8 protein-coding genes are annotated in these 18,277 nt (G+C 72.5%); 6 read left to right on the top strand and 2 right to left on the bottom strand.

The window, feature by feature from the left end; all coding sequences use genetic code 11:
- Positions 1-42 precede the first annotated feature (42 nt).
- Both ACFWU9_RS26080 and ACFWU9_RS26085 read left to right on the top strand, forming a co-directional pair.
- The gene (locus tag ACFWU9_RS26080) at positions 43-11,013 is read left to right on the top strand and encodes an amino acid adenylation domain-containing protein (protein WP_384322462.1); all 10,971 of its coding nucleotides are present in this window, start codon (positions 43-45) and stop codon (positions 11,011-11,013) included.
- Positions 11,014-11,077: 64 nt separating this feature from the next.
- Complete coding sequence (locus tag ACFWU9_RS26085; protein ID WP_384322585.1) at positions 11,078-12,700, top strand: ABC transporter ATP-binding protein; 1,623 nt, start codon at positions 11,078-11,080, stop codon at positions 12,698-12,700.
- A 46-nt stretch (positions 12,701-12,746) separates the two neighbouring features.
- On the opposite strand, the gene ACFWU9_RS26090 is transcribed toward ACFWU9_RS26085, so the two are convergent.
- Positions 12,747-13,844 (bottom strand): alpha/beta hydrolase-fold protein, encoded by a 1,098-nt coding sequence (locus tag ACFWU9_RS26090; protein ID WP_384322464.1) that lies wholly within the window; start codon positions 13,842-13,844, stop codon positions 12,747-12,749.
- Positions 13,845-13,953: 109 nt separating this feature from the next.
- On the opposite strand from ACFWU9_RS26090, the gene ACFWU9_RS26095 reads away from it, so the two are divergent.
- The 3 genes from ACFWU9_RS26095 (at position 13,954) to ACFWU9_RS26105 (ending at position 16,418) form a co-directional block, all read left to right on the top strand.
- Entirely contained in the window at positions 13,954-14,166 is a 213-nt protein-coding gene (locus ACFWU9_RS26095) for an MbtH family protein (protein ID WP_384322466.1), read from the top strand.
- 25 nt (positions 14,167-14,191) lie between these two features.
- Entirely contained in the window at positions 14,192-15,799 is a 1,608-nt protein-coding gene (locus ACFWU9_RS26100; RefSeq protein ID WP_384322468.1) for an amidohydrolase, read from the top strand.
- Between the two features lie 85 nt (positions 15,800-15,884).
- The gene (locus ACFWU9_RS26105; protein WP_384322470.1) at positions 15,885-16,418 is read left to right on the top strand and encodes a GNAT family N-acetyltransferase; all 534 of its coding nucleotides are present in this window, start codon (positions 15,885-15,887) and stop codon (positions 16,416-16,418) included.
- A gap of 113 nt (positions 16,419-16,531) precedes the next feature.
- Here the strand turns inward: ACFWU9_RS26105 and argB are convergent, their stop codons facing one another.
- Complete coding sequence (argB, locus tag ACFWU9_RS26110) at positions 16,532-17,422, bottom strand: acetylglutamate kinase (protein ID WP_384322587.1); 891 nt, start codon at positions 17,420-17,422, stop codon at positions 16,532-16,534.
- A 331-nt stretch (positions 17,423-17,753) separates the two neighbouring features.
- On the opposite strand from argB, the gene ACFWU9_RS26115 reads away from it, so the two are divergent.
- Positions 17,754-18,128, top strand: coding sequence for a hypothetical protein (locus tag ACFWU9_RS26115; RefSeq protein ID WP_384322472.1), 375 nt, complete (start codon positions 17,754-17,756; stop codon positions 18,126-18,128).
- The last annotated feature ends 149 nt before the right edge of the window (positions 18,129-18,277 follow it).

The following is an 18,277-nucleotide window of genomic DNA, read 5'->3' on the forward strand; positions in this document are numbered from 1 at the left end:
GTTAGGCTAACTTTCATGTCTGGAAGGGATGCTGAGTCTTCGATGATCGAACCGAGCGCTCGTCACATACTGCTGTCCGCCACACGTCTGGCCGACGTGCGCCGGCGGACCGGCGACCACTCCGACCGGACCGTCGCGGAAGCGTGCGCCGTCGGCCTGTCGTACTGGGCGACGGGCCGGAGCCCCGAGGGCCTGGACCTCACCCCCGGCACGCTGTTCGCCGACGTCATCGGCTGGGTGGACAACGGCGGCGGCGCGCCCGGCGACTGGCCCACCGGCCCCGACGCCGCGGGCGCCTGGACCATCGGGATCCCCGAGGGCACCGCGCCCGCCGACGCGCAACTCGCCCTGGACGACCTCGCCGACTTCCCCGACCGGCCCCTCGGCACCATCGCCCCCTCCGGCGCCGCGGAGCGACGTCAGGCCCTGAGCGAGTGGAACGACACCACCGCCGACCGGGACCGCCCGACGATCGTGGAGATGTTCCGCGAGCAGGCGCGCAGCAGGCCGGACGCCGTCGCCGTCGTGGACGACAACCGCTCCCTGACCTACCGTCAGACAGCCGAGCTCTCAAGCCAGTTGGCCCACCGCCTCGTCGAACGCGGCCTCACCGCCGAACAGGTCGTCGGCATCTCGCTCGGCCGTTCCGCCGAGATGGTGATCGGACTGCTCGCGGTGCTCCAGGCGGGGTGCGCCTTCGTACCGCTCGATCCGCAGTGGCCGGCCGCCCGCCGGGCCGTCGTCGTCGAGGACGCCCGGGTCGTCCTGCAGCTCAACTCCTCGGGCGAGCCCGGTCCAGGAGAGCCCCCGGCCGAAGCCGTCGACCTCGACGACTGGAGGTTCGGCTCCCACCCCGTCGACGGCACGGGCATATCCGTCCCCGGCGCGGCCCTGGCGTATGTGATCTTCACCTCCGGCTCGACCGGGCGCCCCAAGGGCGCGATGATCCGCCACGAGGCCATCAGCGAGCGCCTGCTCTGGCAGGTCGACGAGATCCTCGGCTTCGGCCACGACGACGCGTCGCTCTTCAAGGCCCCGCTCTCCTTCGACATCTCCATCAACGAGATCTTCCTGCCCCTGGTCTCCGGCGGCCGGCTCGTCGTCCTGCGGCCCGGCGGCGAACGCGACCCGCACCATCTGCTGGGAGTGATCGCCGAGCAGCGCGTCACCTTCACCTACCTGGTCTCGTCCATGCTGGACGTGCTCCTGGAGATGGCCGGCGACTCCGGCCGCCTCGACAGCCTGCGGCACGTCTGGTGCGGCGGTGAGGTGCTGACCCCCGAGCTGTACGAGCGGTTCCGCACCAAGCTCGACATCCCGCTGTACCACGGTTACGGCCCGGCCGAGACGACGATCGGCGTCTCGCACGTCATCTACCGGGGCGAGGCGGAACGCCTGTCGACCTCCATCGGCAGGGCCAACCCCAACACCCAGCTGTACGTCCTGGACGACGAACTGCGCCCGGTCCCCGTCGGCGTCGGCGGCGAACTGTACGCGGGAGGCTTCCTTCTGGGACGCGGATACGTCAACGCGCCCGGCCTGACGGCGTCCCGCTTCGTGGCCAACCCCTTCGCCGACGACGGGTCCCGGCTGTACCGCACCGGCGACCTCGCCCGCTACGCCCCCGACGGATCGCTGGACTTCCTCGGCCGGGCCGACAACCAGATCAAGATCCGCGGCATGCGGCTGGAGATCGAGGACGTCGAGGCCGGCCTCGCGGAACACCCCGCCGTACGCCACACCTGCGTCGTCGCGAAGAAGAACGCGGCCGGCGGCACCTATCTGGTCGGATACGTCATCCCGGCCGCCGGGAGCGAGGACCTGCGGCCGGAGCAGGTCAAGGCCTGGGCCACCGAGCACCTGGTCGAGTACATGGTGCCCGCCCACACCGTCGTCCTGAAGGAGTTCCCGCTCACCGCGAACGGCAAGCTCGACCGCAACGCGCTGCCGGAGCCGGTCATCGGCACGGGCGCGCTCCTCCCGCCCGCCACCGAGGACGAACGCGTGGTGTGCCAGGCGGTCGCGGGCCTGCTGCGGCTCGAAGAGGTCGGGGTCAACCAGGACTTCTTCCAGCTCGGCGGCGACAGCATTCTGGCGATCTCGCTGCTCAGCGCCCTGCGCGAGGCGGGCCTCCATGTCACGGCCCGGCAGATCTTCGCCAACAGCAACGTACGGGCCCTCGCGGCGGTGGCGAGCCGCGAGGACCTCACCACCGTGGACCACCGCGACGTGCCCACCGGCCCCGTCGTGGGATCGCCCGTCGTGCAGTGGCTCGGCGAGACGACCGACGCCATCGACGGCTTCGTCCAGTCCGTGGTGCTCAACGCGCCCGCCGAGCTGACCCCGGAAGCGCTCGACACGATCCTCGCCGCCCTCGTGTCACGTCACGACATGCTGCGCGCCGAACTCGTACGGGGCGACAGCTGGAGCTTCGTCGTTCCGCAGGCCGCCACCGAGGGGGACCGGGGCCCCGTCGGATGGCAGGAGAGCGCCCTTCCGCTCGACCAGTGCGTCGCCCTCGCCACCGACCGGCTCGCCCCCGACGACGGCGTGATGCTGCGCGCGGTATGGCGCCGCGAGGCACGGCAACTGGTCCTGGCCGTCCACCATGTGGTGGTCGACGGCGTGTCCTGGCGGATCCTGATGGACGATCTCGCCACCGCCTGGCGCCAGTTGACCTCGGGCGTCCCGGTCGAGCTGCCCCCGGTGGGCACCTCGTTCCGGCGCTGGACGCAGCTGCTCGAACGTGCCGCGTTCGACGCCGACAGCTCCTACTTCCGGCGCCCCCTGCCGGCAGCCGACGGACCGCTGGGCAGGCGCGCGCTGTCCGGGGACGACACCGTCGCCCGGGAGCGTACGAGAACGGTCACGGCCGGCCCCGAGGCCACCGCCGCGCTGCTCGGGGAGATCCCAGCGAAGTTCCACGCGGGCGTCAACGACGTGCTCCTGACCGCGCTCGCCGTCGCGCTCGCCCGGTGGCGCCGCGATCTCGGGCAGGACCAGACGTACGCGCACATCGAACTCGAAGGCCATGGCCGCGAGGGCCGGTTCGTCGCGGACTCGGCGGGCTTCGAGCCCGAACTCTCCCGCACCGTGGGCTGGTTCACCACCCTCTTCCCGGTGACCGTCGATCCCGGCCCGTCGGACGACTTCACCGCGCCCGGGTATCTGGCCGCCGCGCTGAAGAAGGTCAAGGAAGACCTCGCCCGGGTGCCGGACAACGGTGTCTCCTACGGCGCCCTGCGCTATCTGGCCGGGTCGGAGTTCGACGCGCCCGCGCCCCAGGTGCTCTTCAACTACCTGGGCCGCTTCGACGCCGGAGCCTCCGGTGACTGGCAACTCGCGCGAACCACCGGGCAGTTGGGGGAGAAGCGGGACCCGAGGATGCGCCTGCCGCGCGCCCTGGAGTTCAACGCGATCGCCGAACCGGCCTCCACGGGCGAGTACGAGCTGGTCACCACCGTCTCCTGGCCCGAGGGGATGTTCACCGACGAGGACGTCGAGACCCTCGGCGAGTACTTCCGGGCGGCCCTGACCGGGCTGGCCGCGCTCGACGAGGGAGGCCACTCACCCAGCGACTTCCCGCTGGTGCCGCTCACCCAGGCCGACGTCGAGAGCCTCGACGGCCCGGCGCTGCGGGACATCCTGCCGCTGACCCCGCTGCAGGAGGGCCTGTACTTCCACTCGGTCTTCGACGACGACTCGACGGGCAGCTATGTCGAGCAGCAACTCCTCACGCTCGAAGGGGATGTGGACCCCGGCCGGCTCGCGGCGGCGGCGACCCGGCTGCTCACGCTCTTCCCCAACCTCGCCGCACGGTTCACCGCGCTCGCCGACGGCCGCGTCGTCTCCGTCCTGGAGAGCGGCGCGGAAGCGCCCTTCACCACGCTGGACCGCCCCGGGATCACCGAGGACGAGATCCGCGACCACGCCGAGGCGGACCGCGTCGCCGGATTCGACCTCGCCACCGGACCGCTGATGCGCTACACGCTCATCCGCGCCGGCGCCGGCCGCACCGTCCTGGTGCAGACGGTGCACCACATCGTCGCCGACGGCTGGTCGGTGCCGCCGATGCTCCGGGCGCTGCTGGCCGAGTACGAGGCGCCGGGCACCGTGTATCCGCTCGGCGGCTTCGCCGACTATCTGCACTGGCTCGCCGAACGCGACGAGGACGAGAGCGACCGCGTATGGCGCGGCGAACTCGCCGGGCTGCCCGGCCCGTCCCTGGTCGCCGAGGGCCACACCCCCTCCGACCGGTTCGCCGACACGGCCGTGGTCCCGGACGGTGCCGACATCGACGCGGCCGTCCGGTCGGCCGGCGTACCGCTGAGCGTGGCGGTGCACAGCGCCTGGGCGCTGACGCTGGGCGGCATCCTGGGGAGCGCGGACGTCGTCTTCGGCTCCACGGTGTCCGGACGCGACGCGGACGTGCCCGGCATCGGCGACATGGTCGGACTGTTCATCAACACCATCCCCGTGCGCGCCCGTTGGACCCGCGCCGAGACGAGCCGCGAGCTGCTCGCCGCCGTCCGGGAACACCAGAGCGCCGTCCTGCCCCACCAGCACGTCTCGCTGGCGCGGATCGGCCGAGAGGCCGGTGTGGGGGCCCTGTTCGACACCCTCGTGGTCTTCGACGTCGCGACGGATGTGAGCGCGCTGCGCGGCCCCGGCGGCGGACTCCGCATCGCCGCCGTCGTCAACGAGGGCGCCCCGCACTACCCGTTGACCCTGGTCGTGGAGCGCACGGGCGACGGGCGCCCCCGCTTCAACCTGATCTACGACGGCGACCTGCTGCGGGAGACCGGCGCCCGGGCGATCCTGGGTACGTTCGTCCGAACCCTCACCGGCCTGCTCACCCGGCCGGACGCCCCCGTCGCCGAACTGGCGGCCGGAAGCGGCCGGCTCCCCGCACCGGTCACCCCGACGACCCTCGGCGGGCTGTTCGACGCCGCCGCCACGCGTGACCCGGCCGCCACCGCCGTCACCCAGTGCGCTCTCGACGGCGGCACCCGCTCCCTGACCTACGGTGAACTGGCCGAGGCCAAGGACGAGTTGGCCTCCGTCCTGCGCGCGGCGGGCGTCGGCCCCGGCAAGCGGGTCGCCGTCGCCGTCCCGCGCTCCGTCGAGCAGGTCGTCGCCCTCGTCGCGGTCGTCACGGCCGGCGGCGCCTACGTGCCGCTCGACCTGGCCTACCCGGACGAACGGCTGGAGTACATCCTCGCCGACGCCGCTCCCCAGGTCGTGCTCGTCGAGAGGGAACAGCGGGACCGCCTCACCGGACTGCTCTCCCGCGCGGGCGTGAGCGCCCGCGTCCTCGTACGGGGGGAGGAGACGCCCCCCACCGCCGCCGAACCGGCCGGGACCGCCGCCGGCCGGCACGACCCCGCGTACGTGATCTACACCTCCGGATCGACCGGCCGGCCCAAGGGCGTCGTCGTCCCGCACTCCAGCGTGGTGTCACTGCTCGCGAACACCCGGCCCGAGATGGGCTTCGGCCCGCGCGACGTATGGGTCCAGTTCCACTCCTTCTCCTTCGACTTCGCCGTCTGGGAGCTCTGGGGCGCGCTGGCGTACGGCGCCGAACTGCTGCTGCCCGACTACGCGTTGACCCGCTCCCCGGTCGACTTCCACCGCCTGGTGCGCGAGCGCGGGGTCACCGTGCTCAACCAGACCCCGTCGGCCTTCCACCAGTTCATCGAGGCCGACCGGCACGCCAGCGAACCGGTGACCTCCCTGCGCCGGATCGTCTTCGGCGGCGAGGCGCTGGATCCCGGGCGGCTGCGCGGCTGGGTCGAGCGGCACGGCACCACCGCGCCGGAACTGGTCAACATGTACGGGATCACCGAGACCACCGTGCACGTCACCCACCGGGTGCTGACCGACGAGGACTTCGCCCCCGGCGGCGGCGACGTCAGCCCGATCGGCGGTCCGATCCCGGGGCTGGTGACCCATCTCCTGGACGACCGGCTCCAGCCGGTGCCGCCGGGCCGGGTGGGCGCCATCTACGTCGCGGGCGACCAGGTCGCGCTCGGCTATCTGGGCAGGCCCGGTCTCACCGCCGGCCGGTTCGTGGCCGACCCGTTCGCGGACGACGGCTCCCGGATGTACCACACGGGCGACCTCGCCCGCCGGACGCTCGACGGCGAGCTGGAGTTCACCGGCCGCGCCGACGACCAGGTGCAGCTCAAGGGCTTCCGTATCGAGCTGGGCGAAGTGGAGTCCGCCGTAAGGGAGTTGGACGGCGTCGTGGATGCCGCCGTCACCGTCGCGGACAGCGGGGACCATCTCGTCGCGCACGTCGTGGGCCGCGTACCGGACGAGGTCACCGCGCTGCTGTCGGCGAAGCTGCCCGCGCACATGGTGCCGAGCACGGTGCTCCCGGTCGGCGCGCTGCCGCTGACGGTCAACGGCAAGCTCGACCGCAAGGCGCTCGCCGAGCGCGCCGCACACGCGCGGACACCGTCGGGGACGGAAGCCCCCGCAGCGGACGGCACATCCCCGGCCGCGACCGATGCCGCGCTCGCCGCGCTGGTCGGCATCTTCGAGGACACACTGCCCGACGCGCCGCCCGGCACCGCCGTCGACGCGGACACCGACTTCTTCATGGCCGGGGGCGACAGCATCGTCGCCATCACCGTGATCAACCGGGCCAGGGCGCTCGGCCTGCCCATCGCCCCCCGTGACGTGTTCCTCCACCGGACACCGCGCGCGCTCGCCGCCCACCTCGCCGCACGCGCGCCCCGGGCCGACGCACCCGCTCCCGCGCCCGCCCGCCACGTGGACGGCCCGTTCACACCGACGCCGATCCTCCTGCGCCGGCGTGAACTGGGCGGCTCGCTCGACCGGTTCGCCCAGGCAAGGACCCTGGTCGCGGCCGAAGGCACCGGCTTCGCCGACGTACGGCGCGCCGCGAACGCCGTCGTCGCCGCCCATCCCGTACTCCGCCTGCGTCTCCGTGTCGAGCACGGTGTGTGGGCACCGCGCACCGAACCCGCCCGGGAGGTCACGGTCGTCCGGTCGGACACCACCGACGCGACGGCCGCAGCGAACGAGGCCGCCGGCCGGCTCGACCCCGAGGCCGGGGACGTCATCGCGTTCACCTGGCTGGAGGCGATCCGCACCCTGGTGGTCACCGTCCACCACACGGCCGTCGACTCGGTGTCCTGGCTGGTCCTCCTCGACGACCTGGCCACCGCCCTGAGCGGGAGGGAACTCCCGCCGCCGACCACCTCGTACGCCGAGTACGCCGAAGCGCTGGCGTCACGGTCGCTCCAGGAGATCGACCGTCTCGGGCACTGGATCGGCACGCTCGACGCCCCCGCCCTGCTGGCCACGGTCGCGAGCCCGCGCGAGACGAGCGTCGTACTCGCGCCCGGTGTGAGCGACCTCGTGACCCGTACCGCGCCCTCCGCGCTCGGCGTGGGTCTGACCGAGCTGCTGTGCGGCGCCCTGCGCACCGCACTGACCCGTATCCAGGAGGCACCCACCGATCTCGCGATCGAACTCGAACGCCACGGCCGGGTCCCCGCCCTCGACCACCACGACTACAGCCGTACCGTCGGCTGGTTCACCTCCATCGCGCCGGTACGCCTCACGGCACAGACCGATCCGGTGGCCGCGGCCCACGAGGTCGCCGCGCGCCAGCCCGACGAGCGCGGACACGTGGCGTACGGCCAACTCCGCTATCTCGACCCGCAGTCCGGCCCGCTGCTGACCGCCCGCCCCCAGGTGCTCTTCAACTACCTCGGCCGGGGCGGCGAGTCGGCGGCCCTCCACCTCACCGGTGGCGATCAGGGCACCCCGTACGCCGTCGAGGTCAACGCCTGGACCGACGGCGCCACCGGCTCCCTGCACGCGGCCTTCACCCTCGCCGACGGCATCCCCGACGAGATCACCGAGCACTGGCGGACCGCGCTGGAGCGCGTCGCCGAAGCCGCCGCGACGGCCGAACGCACCGCCCCGGTCACCCCCCTCCAGCGCGGCCTGTTCTTCCAGGCCCAACTGGCGGGCCCGGCCGGACACTACGTCGCGCAGAGCTACTTCACCTTCGACCGGCGCCTGGACACCGAGGCGCTGGCCGAGGCCATGGCGTACGTGATCGCGCGCCACCCGGTCGTGGGCGCCGGCTTCACCACCGACGACGACGGCAACCCGGTCCAGATCCTCAAGGCGGGCCGCCGGGTCGGCGTCCGCACCGTCCGGCTGTCGACGGACGCGGAGGTCGACGCCCTGCGCGACAAGGACCGCGACACCGGATTCGACCCCGGCGAGCCGCCGCTGATCCGGCTGACCGTCGTGCGGCTGCCCGGCCGGCGGGACGGCCTGCTGCTCAGCTACCACCTGCTCCTGTGGGACGGCTGGTCCCGCGAGATCCTGCTGCGGGACCTGTTCGACGCGTACGAGGCAGTCCTCGCGGGCGAGCCGATGGACGCGTCCCCGGCGACGCCCGGCTTCGAGGAGTACGCCCGGGCGCTCGACGCCAGGGACGCCGCCGTATCGGAACGCTTCTGGGCGGAGCACCTGGCCGGTCTGCCCGGTCCGACGCTGCTCGCCGGAGTGGCGCCGACCCTCTCGGACGACCTGCCCGACGCGCTCACGCGCACGCTCTCCGCCGAACTCTCCGACCGGCTGCGGGAAGCGGCCAAGGCGCACGGCGTGACACTGAACGCGGTGCTCACCGGCGCCTTCGGCCTCCTCCTCGGCGCGCACACCGGCCGGAGCGACGCCGTCTTCGGCGTGACCGTCTCGGGCCGCGAGGGCGAGGGCCTGTCCGACATCGTCGGCGTGCTCCTCAACACCGTGCCCCTGTGGACGCGGCCACGGCCGGAGAACACGGTCGGCGACTATCTGTCGGCCGTCCAGACGGCCAGGGTCGAGGCGATGGACCACGAGCATCTGGGCCTCGGCGAGATCCAGCGGGCCAGCGGGCACGACACCCTGTTCGACAACCTCTTCGTGCTCCAGAACTTCCTGGACATGGACGCCTTCGCCGAGATGAACGCCCGGCACGGCATCGAGTCGGTGAAGGCCGACGACTCCACGCACTATCCGTTCACCTGGGTCGTCACCCCCGGCGAGTGCCTCACGGTCAAGCTGGAGCACCGCGACGGGGACACCGGGAACGCCGCTCGCCTCCTGGACGACTATCTGCGCCTGCTGGACGGTCTGGCCCGGTCGACGGGACCGGTGGGCGCTCTGCCGGGGGTCGGGCGGAGGCCCCTGCCCGCCGGGCGCACGGACGTCGGCACGGACACCGTCGTCGACCGGTTCGACCGGGCGGCGGACCGCGATCCCGGGCGGGTCGCGCTCGTCGCCCAGGGCACCACCCTGACCTTCGCGGAGCTCCGGGACCGCAGCCGTGCGCTGGCGGGCGTGCTCGCCGGGCGGGGCATCGGACCCGAGACGACCGTGGCCCTCGCGATCCCGCGCTCCCTCGACTCGATCGTGGCCCTGTTCGCCGTGCTGCGCGTCGGCGCCGCCTACGTACCACTGGAACTGGACCACCCGGACGAGCGGATCGCCGCGATCGTCGCGGACGCCCGCCCGCAGGTGACCCTCACCGTGAGCGCCGTCTCGCCCCGGCTCACCGGCGACCTGATCGAGCTGGACCGGCCGCTGCCGGAGGCGGAGCCGTACACGACGTTCGCGCCCGGCGACCCGGACCGGCTGAGGCACCCCGCGTACGTGATCTACACCTCCGGATCGACCGGCCGGCCCAAGGGCGTCGTCACCGAGTACGCCGGGCTCACCAACATGCTGGTCAACCATCAGCGCCGGATCTTCGAGCCGGTCCTCGCCGAACACGGCCACCGGACCTTCCGGATCGCCCACACCGTGTCGTTCGCCTTCGACATGTCGTGGGAGGAACTGCTCTGGCTCGCCGACGGCCACGAGGTGCACATCTGCGACGAGGAGCTGCGCCGCGACGCGCCCCGCCTCGTCGAGTACTGCCGCGCCCACGGCATCGACGTCGTCAACGTGACCCCGACCTACGCCCAGCAACTGGTCGCCGAGGGACTGCTCGACAACCCCGACCGCCGGCCCGCGCTGGTCCTGCTGGGCGGCGAGGCCGTCACCCCGACGCTCTGGCGGCGCCTCGCCGAGACCCCGGGAACGGTCGGCTACAACCTGTACGGGCCCACCGAGTACACCATCAACACCCTCGGCGTCGGCACCTTCGAGTGCCAGGACCCGGTGGTGGGCGTGGCGATCGACAACACCGAGGTGTACGTGCTGGACCCGTGGCTGCGCCCGCTGCCGGACGGAGTCCCCGGTGAGCTGTACGTGTCGGGCATCGGCATCGCGCGCGGCTATCTCGGACAGCCCGCCCAGACCGCGCACCGCTTCGTCGCCTGCCCGTTCGGCGCCCCCGGCGAGCGCATGTACCGCACCGGCGACCTCGTGGTCCGGCGGCCCGACGGGAACCTGGCCTACCTCGGCCGTACCGACCAGCAGGTCAAGATCCGGGGGCACCGGGTCGAACCGGGCGAGGTGGAGGCCGCGTTCGCGGCGCACCCGGCGGTGCGGTTCGCCGCCGCCGTCGCCCAGCCCGACCCGGGCGTCGACGGGGCGTACCGGCTCGCCGCGTATCTCGTACTGGACGGCTCCGGCCTCGCGGAGGTCGCCGCCGACGTCGGCGCCGCGCTGCCGGACTTCCTGCGCCCGACGCATTACGCCCAGGTCGACGGCATCCCGCTGACGGTGAACGGGAAGGCTGACACGAAGGCGCTGCCGGAGGCCAAGCCGCTCGGCGCGCTCACCACGGCGGGCGAACGCGGCCCGGAGACCGAGACCGAGACCACGGTCTGCGAGTTCTTCGCCGAGGCACTGGACCTGGACGACGACGAGGTGAGCGCGGTGAGCGACTTCGTGTCCCTCGGCGGGCACTCCATGCTGGCGGTGCGGCTGACCGGGCTGCTCCGCCGCGAGTACGGACCTGTGGTCACGATCCGTGATCTCCTGACCCTGCGAACCCCGGAAGCGATTGCCCGCCACCTTGAAGACAACAGCTGACACCCCCCGGCCCCGCCCCGGGGCCGACATCCTCCGGACCGCCCTGCGCCGCAACGTCGGCGCGATGACCCGCGGCACGGTCCTCATGGGCCTGTACCAGGCGGGGGAGACCGCCTTCCCCATCGCGCTCGGTCTGATCGTCGAGCACACGATGCAGGACCGGAGCCCCCGGGCGCTCGGTCTGTCGATCGCCGCGCTGGCCGTGATCATCACGACCGTCTCGCTGTCGTGGCGGTTCGGCATGCGCACCCTGCAGAAGGCCAACACGACCGAGGCGCACCGCTGGCGGGTGCGGGTGGCGGAGTGCGGACTCCAGCCGGTGGCCAGGGACGTCGACCTGAAGTCCGGCGAGGTGCTGACCATCGCCACCGAGGACGCCGACCAGACCGCCGACATCATCGAGGTCGTGCCGCTGCTGATCAGTTCCCTGGTCGCGGTACTGGTAGCGGCGGTCGCGCTCGGCCTGGCCGACCTCCGGCTCGGTCTGCTGGTGATCGCGGGGACCGTGGCGATCCTGTCGATCCTGGCCGTGATGTCAAGACGGATCGGGGCCAGTACCCGGGAACAGCAGGCCCGGGTGGCACGGGCCGGCGCGAAGGTCGCCGACCTGATCACCGGCCTGCGCCCGCTGCACGGCTTCGGCGGCAACCACGCGGCGTTCCTCTCCTACCGGAAGGTCAGCTCCGACGCCAGGCGCCAGGCGATCACCGTCGCCAAGGTGAACGGCGTCTACGCGGGCACCGCGCTCGCCCTCAACGCGGTCCTCGCCGCCGCGGTGACCCTGACGGCGGGCTGGCTGGCCTTCGGCGGCCGGATCACCATCGGGGAACTCGTCATGGCCGTCGGCCTCGCGCAGTTCATCATCGAACCGCTCAAACTCTTCTCGGAGATGCCGAAGTACGTGATGATGGCGCGCGCCTCGGCCGAGCGCATGGCGCTGGTGCTGTCCGCGCCGCCCGTGGCGACCCCGGGCGCCGGGCGCCCGGCCCCCGGCGGCGACCTGGAGATCGACTGCGTACGGTACGGGACCCTGCGTCAGCTCAAGTTCCAGGTACCGGCGGGCGAGTTCGTGGCGATCGCCGTCTACCAGCCGCGCGCCGCCGCCGACCTCGCCTCGATCCTCGTGGTCACCGTCCCCCCGGACGCGTACGAGGGAACGGTACGGGTCGGCGGGCGGGCCGTCGGGGACCTGTCGGTCGAGGCGGTCCGCGAGCACCTGCTGGTGAACCCCTACGACGCGGAGATCTTCGCGGGCACGCTCCGTACGAACATCGACCCGTCGGGCACGAGCCCGATGGTCCCCGAGGCCGTCGAGGCGTCCATGCTGACCGACGTGGTGGCGCTGCACCGCGACGGGCTGGACTACGGCGTCCGCGACCGGGGCGCGAATCTCTCCGGGGGGCAGCGGCAACGGCTGTCCCTGGCCCGCGCCCTGGCCGCCGACAGCGAGGTGCTGGTCCTGCACGACCCGACGACGGCGGTCGACGCGGTCACCGAACAGCTCATCGCGCGCAACATCGCGAAGCTGCGCAGGGGCCGTACCACCGTGGTGCTCACCAGCAGCCCGGCGCTGCTGGACGCCGCCGACCGTGTCCTCGTCCTGGACGAGGGCGCGATCACCGCCGAGGACACGCACCGCAACCTCCTCGCCACGGACGAGGCGTACTGCCTGGCCGTGGCGAGGTGAACCGCCGTATTTAATACGGGAGTTGAGGGCGCCGGCCCGGGACGGCTCAGCCGAGCGCCCAGGCGACATCCCGGACCAGGGCGTGCCGCCAGCCCGCCCGGTCGTGGCCGGAGGGCGAGCGGGAGACCCGTACGGTCGCACCTGCCTCCTCGGCCAGGGTCTCGGTCAGCTCGCAGTGGGGCAGCATCGCCGTCTCGTGTTCCCCCACGTCGAACGCGCAGCGCAGACCGGACAGGTCGGGGCGCTTCCGCAGGCGCTCGGCGACGGTGCCCCCGAGCCGACCGCCCAGGGGGTCCGCGAGGGTCATGGCCTCGGGCGTCCACCAGAACGACCCCGACTGGCAGGCGACACGGGAGACCAGGTCCGGGAACTCCAGCGCCGCGTACATCGCGCTCAGCCCGCCGAGGCTCTGTCCGGCCACCACCAGCCGGTCCGTGTCCGCCGGTACGCCGGTCTCCGCGACCAGCGGCAGCAGTTCGTCCCGGACGGCCTCCCAGAGGTCGGGACGGCACGCGAACTCGGCCTCCCTGTCCTTGGCCGGCAGGAAGACGAGCGTGACGGGGGGCATCCCGCCGGCGGCGACGGCCGAGTCGAACGCGTCCGTCGCCGGATGCAGATACAGCCAGTCGTCCCCGTCGAGCAGGAGGACCACCGGTCCACCGCCGCCGACCGGGTGGACGCGTACGGTGCGCCGTCCGCCGAGCCGTTCGCCGCTCCAGCGGAACCTGGTGCGGGGGAGGGGGAGTACGGCGTCGGGGCCGACGGCCGGCCAGTGCGGCTGGGGAGGGCAGTCCGGAGTCGCCGCCAGGGAACGGTCACCGCCCGCGCCGACCGGGTTGAGCGGGTCGGCGTACGAGTCCTCTCCCACGAGGAGTTGGTAGGTCACCCGGAGCCGGGCGGGCATGGGCACCTCGGCGTACCAGCAGTCCGACTCGCGCCATCGCCGCAGGGGGACCGGCGCCGACCAGCTCTCGAAGACGACGCTCGCGGGAGATCCGCGCCACAGGAACAGGGTCAGCCAGCCTCCGTCGTCCGCGCGCACGGACACGGGAGTCCGCGCCGCCGCCCAGAACTCGTCGCCGCCCGGTTCGCCTGCCAGTCCGAAGGCGGCGAAGGCGTGGTCCTCGTCGGCCGCGAGGCGCATGGACGTCTCCTTGTGAGAGGGAGGGGGAGACGTTAGGCTCCCCTTTGATTAGGGGAGCCTAACCTAAGATTGGTCTTCCCTTCTGTTGGACCCTAGGAGGCACTGCGACATGAGCACCAACCCCTTCGACGACCCCGAAGGCCGTTTCCTGGTCCTGGTGAACGACGAGGGGCAGCACTCGCTCTGGCCGTCCTTCGCCGACGTGCCCGGAGGATGGGAGATCGTCCTGGGCGAGAACTCCCGTGACACCTGCATGGAGTTCATCGAGACCAACTGGACCGATCTGCGCCCCCGGTCCCTCGCGACATCGACGGACGGCTGACCTCCCGGAGGGCGGTACGCCACCGATGCTCTGCGCCAGGCTGACCAACGCGCGCTTCCTGACCATGGATCCGGACCACCCCGTCGCCCACGACCTGGGTATCTGGCGGGGCCGGATCGTGGGCCTGGACGAGGCCGTGACCTCTCTCCCCGCACGTGAGGTGATCGACCTTCAGGGTGCCACCGTGCTCCCCGGGTTCATCGACGCACATGTCCATCTGGCGTGGGCCGGGCTCAAGGAGAACACTCCGAGCGTCGCCGGACTCAGTCGGATCGACGAGGTGCTCGACGTCGTGGCCCGGACGGTCGCCAGGGAGGGATCGCCCGGGGGCTGGGTGAGCCTCGTCGGCTACGACCAGCGTGCCCTGGGCCGCCATCTGACCGCCGCCGAACTGGACACCGTCAGCCGGGGGCGCAAGGTCTTCCTGCTGCACGACTCCGGGCACGGCTGCGTCGTCAACTCGGCTGTCCTCCGCCGGCTTCCGGCCGGCCTCCCGCACGAGAACGGCTTCCTCGCCGAGGGTGCCATGGGCGCCGCCCGCGCGCTCAGACCGCCGTACTCCCAGCGGGAGCTGGCCGAGGCGATCGGGCGGGCGGGCCGGACCTGTCTCGCCGAGGGGATCACCGCCTGCGCGGAGGCCGGTATCGGCGGCGCCCTCTTCGGTCACAGCCCGGTCGAGCTGGGCGCCTATCAACTCGCGCGCGAACAGGGCCTGTTGCCGCTGCGGGTGCAGCTCATGGTGGCAGCGGAACGGCTGCGCCGGGAGGCCGGGCACGAGACCGACGGCATTCCCCGGGCGCTCGACCTCGGGCTTCGCACGGGGTTCGGCGACGGCCGGCTCTCCGTGGGCGCGCTGAAGGTCTACACCGACGGCGGGATGATGGCCAGGACCGCCGCACTCGACCGGCCCTACGAAGGGCTCGACCACTGCGGCCAGTTGCAGGACGACCCGGACGTGCTCGCCGACACGATCGTGGCCGGTCATCTCGCCGGATGGCAGCTCGCCGTCCACGCCATCGGCGACCGTGCGGCCCAACTCGCCCTGGACGCCCTGGAACGGGCCCAGCGGCTACGGCCGCGCCCCGGCGCCCGGCACCGTGTCGAACACGCCGGACTGATCCGTCCCGACCAGCTCCCCCGCTTCGCGCGGCTCGGTCTCAGCGCGGTCGTCCAGCCCACCTTCCTCCGCCACTTCGGCGACGACTACGCGGCGCTCATGGGCGCGGAGAGGGCCCCCTGGCTCTACCGAGGCAGGGCGTTCCTGGACCACGGCATCCCGCTCGTCGGCAGCTCCGACCGGCCCGTCACGGACGGATCCCCGCTGCGGGCGGTCCAGTTCATGGTCGAGCGGACCTCCGATTCCGGCCAGGTGATCGGCCCGGACGAGGGCATCACCGTGGACGAGGCCCTGCGCGCGTACACGGCCGCCGGCGCGTTCGCCTGCCACTGGGAGGAGAACGTGGGAAGTCTCACGCCGGGCAAGTTCGCGGATCTGGTCGTGCTGGGGGACGATCCCCGGCGCGTCGACACCTCACGTATCGGAGACATCGAGGTGGTGGAGACGTACGTCGACGGAATCGCGACGAGGAGGACGGCGCCGGCCCCGTCCCCACTTCACTCGACAGGTAAGTAAGGTAAGGCTAACCTAATTTCGTTTGTCCGTCGGGGTGACACGGAGTCATGCTGTCCTCCGATCGTGGAACCGAGGAAGGAAAGCCTTGATCACGGCTACGCCGCCCGCCCCGCTGCCGCCCGCGCCCTTCGTGGCCCTCGCGCCGACACCGTCCGTACGCCCGGCCCGCGCGGAGGACGCCGCCGCACTCGCGGAATTGTCCCAACCCTTCGTGCTCTCGGGGGAGTTGCGTGAGCGGCCCGCCTCTCTCTACGCCACCCACGCCCTCGACTTCCTCGTGGCGCAGGGCCGGCCCGGAGGCCCGCTCGACGGCTGTGTGGGCCTGCGTACGCACCCGGCGGGTCCGGGGGAGGGCGGTCGCGGAGCCGTGGGCGTCCTGTACAACTTCTGCGTGGCCGGACAGCGGCAGGGGCACGGAGTGGGGGCCGCGCTCCTGCGCTCCGTACTGGCCGTGGCGCGCGCACGGTCACTCGGCGCGCTGTACACGGCGACGACCGGCGGGGGAGGTCTCTTCCTCCGGTACGGCTTCGCGCCCACGACCGCGCCTCTGGCGCCCGTGGCGTGGGCCGGGTCCCTGGATCCCCGGCGTAACGCGCGGATCTTCACCAAGGCCCTGTGACCTCCCGGCCCTTCGTGGGCCCTGACGGTCAACTCCCCGGCCCGTCCGGCCCGTTCCTCGTCCCGTCGGCCGGACAGGGCAGGGGGCCGGCGGCGCTTACCCTGGGTGCTCGGTCAGAGGGCGCCGCTGTCCGGCTCCGGCCGGTCACCGGCGACCACGGTCGTGCCGGGGCTGGTCGCGTCGAGCACACCCCGCAGTACCGCGTGCGGCATCCGGCCGTCGAGCACCTGCGCCCTGCGGACGCCGCCCCGTACGGCCCGCAGGCAGCCCTCCATCTTCGGCAGCATCCCGCCCGCCAGTCCCGGCAGCAGCCCGTCCAGCGCGTCGGCGGTCAGGCGCTCGATCACCTCCGAACTGTGCGGCCAGTTCGCGTAGAGCCCCTCCACGTCGGTGAGCATCACCAGCCGCTCGGCGCCGAGGGCCACGGCCAGCGCGGACGCCGCGAGATCGGCGTTGACGTTGTAGACCTCTCCGCCCTCGCCGCGTGCCACCGGAGAGACCACCGGGATGTGGCCGTCCTCCAGGAGGGCGTGGACCATGCCCGGGTTCACCTCCACGACATCGCCGACCAGTCCGATGTCGACCGGCCGGCCGTCCACCCGGGCCGACCGCCGTACGGCCGTCATGGTGTGCGCGTCCTCGCCGGTCATGCCGACGGCGAAGGGCGGCCCGTAGGTGTTGATGTGGCCGACCAGCTCCCGCTGGACCCGGCCGGCCAGCACCATGCGTACGACATCCATGGTCTCCGGCGTGGTCACCCGCAGGCCCGCCTCGAACCGGGTCTCCAGGCCGAGGCGGTCGAGCATCGCGCTGATCTGCGGCCCGCCACCGTGCACGACGACCGGGCGCAGCCCCGCGTGCCACAGCTCGACGACGTCCTTCGCGAACGACCGCCGAAGCCCGGTGTCCACCATGGCGTTGCCGCCGAACTTGACGACGACCACGGCGCCGGCCGGGCGCGGGGCCGCGCTCGCGACGTTCACGAGCTGGACGCCTTCCGGCATGGTCGTCGTGGCCCGTTCGGTCATGGTCTCCGTCTCCAGTGGTGTCCGTGTGTCAGGCGGTGCTTCCGCTCCCTGTGCGGGAGAAGGCCGCGGGAGACCCCGCAAGGGCGTTCCTTAGCTTAGCCTAACCTAAATTACCGCTTGATCGATTCTCCCGTTCAGGGCGGCGGGGCGGTCAACAGGGCGGCTGTGTGGCGGACTTGGGTGAGTGGTTACCGGCCGATGCCTTGGCCGGTTACGGACTCCCTCAGCCTTGTTGAAGGTGCAACCATTGCCCGGTCCCGGGCCGCCGACCGGCGCGGCCTCCCCTCTCCCCACGAAGGCGGACCCCATGACCCCTCGTACGCTGCGACTCTCCGGAACCGCCGCAGCCGTGACGGCCGGTGCTCTGCTCGGCCTGCTGGGCGTGACACCCTCCGCAGCGGCGAGCGCGCCGACCGTAGAGGCCTCCTTCTTCACGGGAGCCCAGCAGACCGGCGAGGAGACGGCGGTCGACCTCGGAGCCGTCGGCGTCTGCACGTCACTGCCGCTGTCCGCCCGGTCGGCCGTCAATCTCTCCGCCCAGGACATCGACGTCTTCTTCCGTCCCGGCTGCGAGACTGGCACCCCCGCCGGGCCCGGTGACATCCACTACGTGCTCGGCAGCCTGCACACCGCGTCGTTCCCCTTCCCGGCCCTGAGCTACCGGGTCCGACCCGTGGCCTGAGCCGCCGACAGCCCCCGGTGGAGGCACTCGACGAGGCGCGCCGCGATCCTCCGGCGGACCTTGGGGACACCGATGACCGACACGTGTCCGCCGACTCGTCAGGAGTGATTCACCCGGGAGTCCGCCACGGCCCAGATACTCGACTCCGG

The sequence above is a fragment of the Streptomyces sp. NPDC058653 genome (genome assembly GCF_042716895.1).
Classification (GTDB): domain Bacteria; phylum Actinomycetota; class Actinomycetes; order Streptomycetales; family Streptomycetaceae; genus Streptomyces.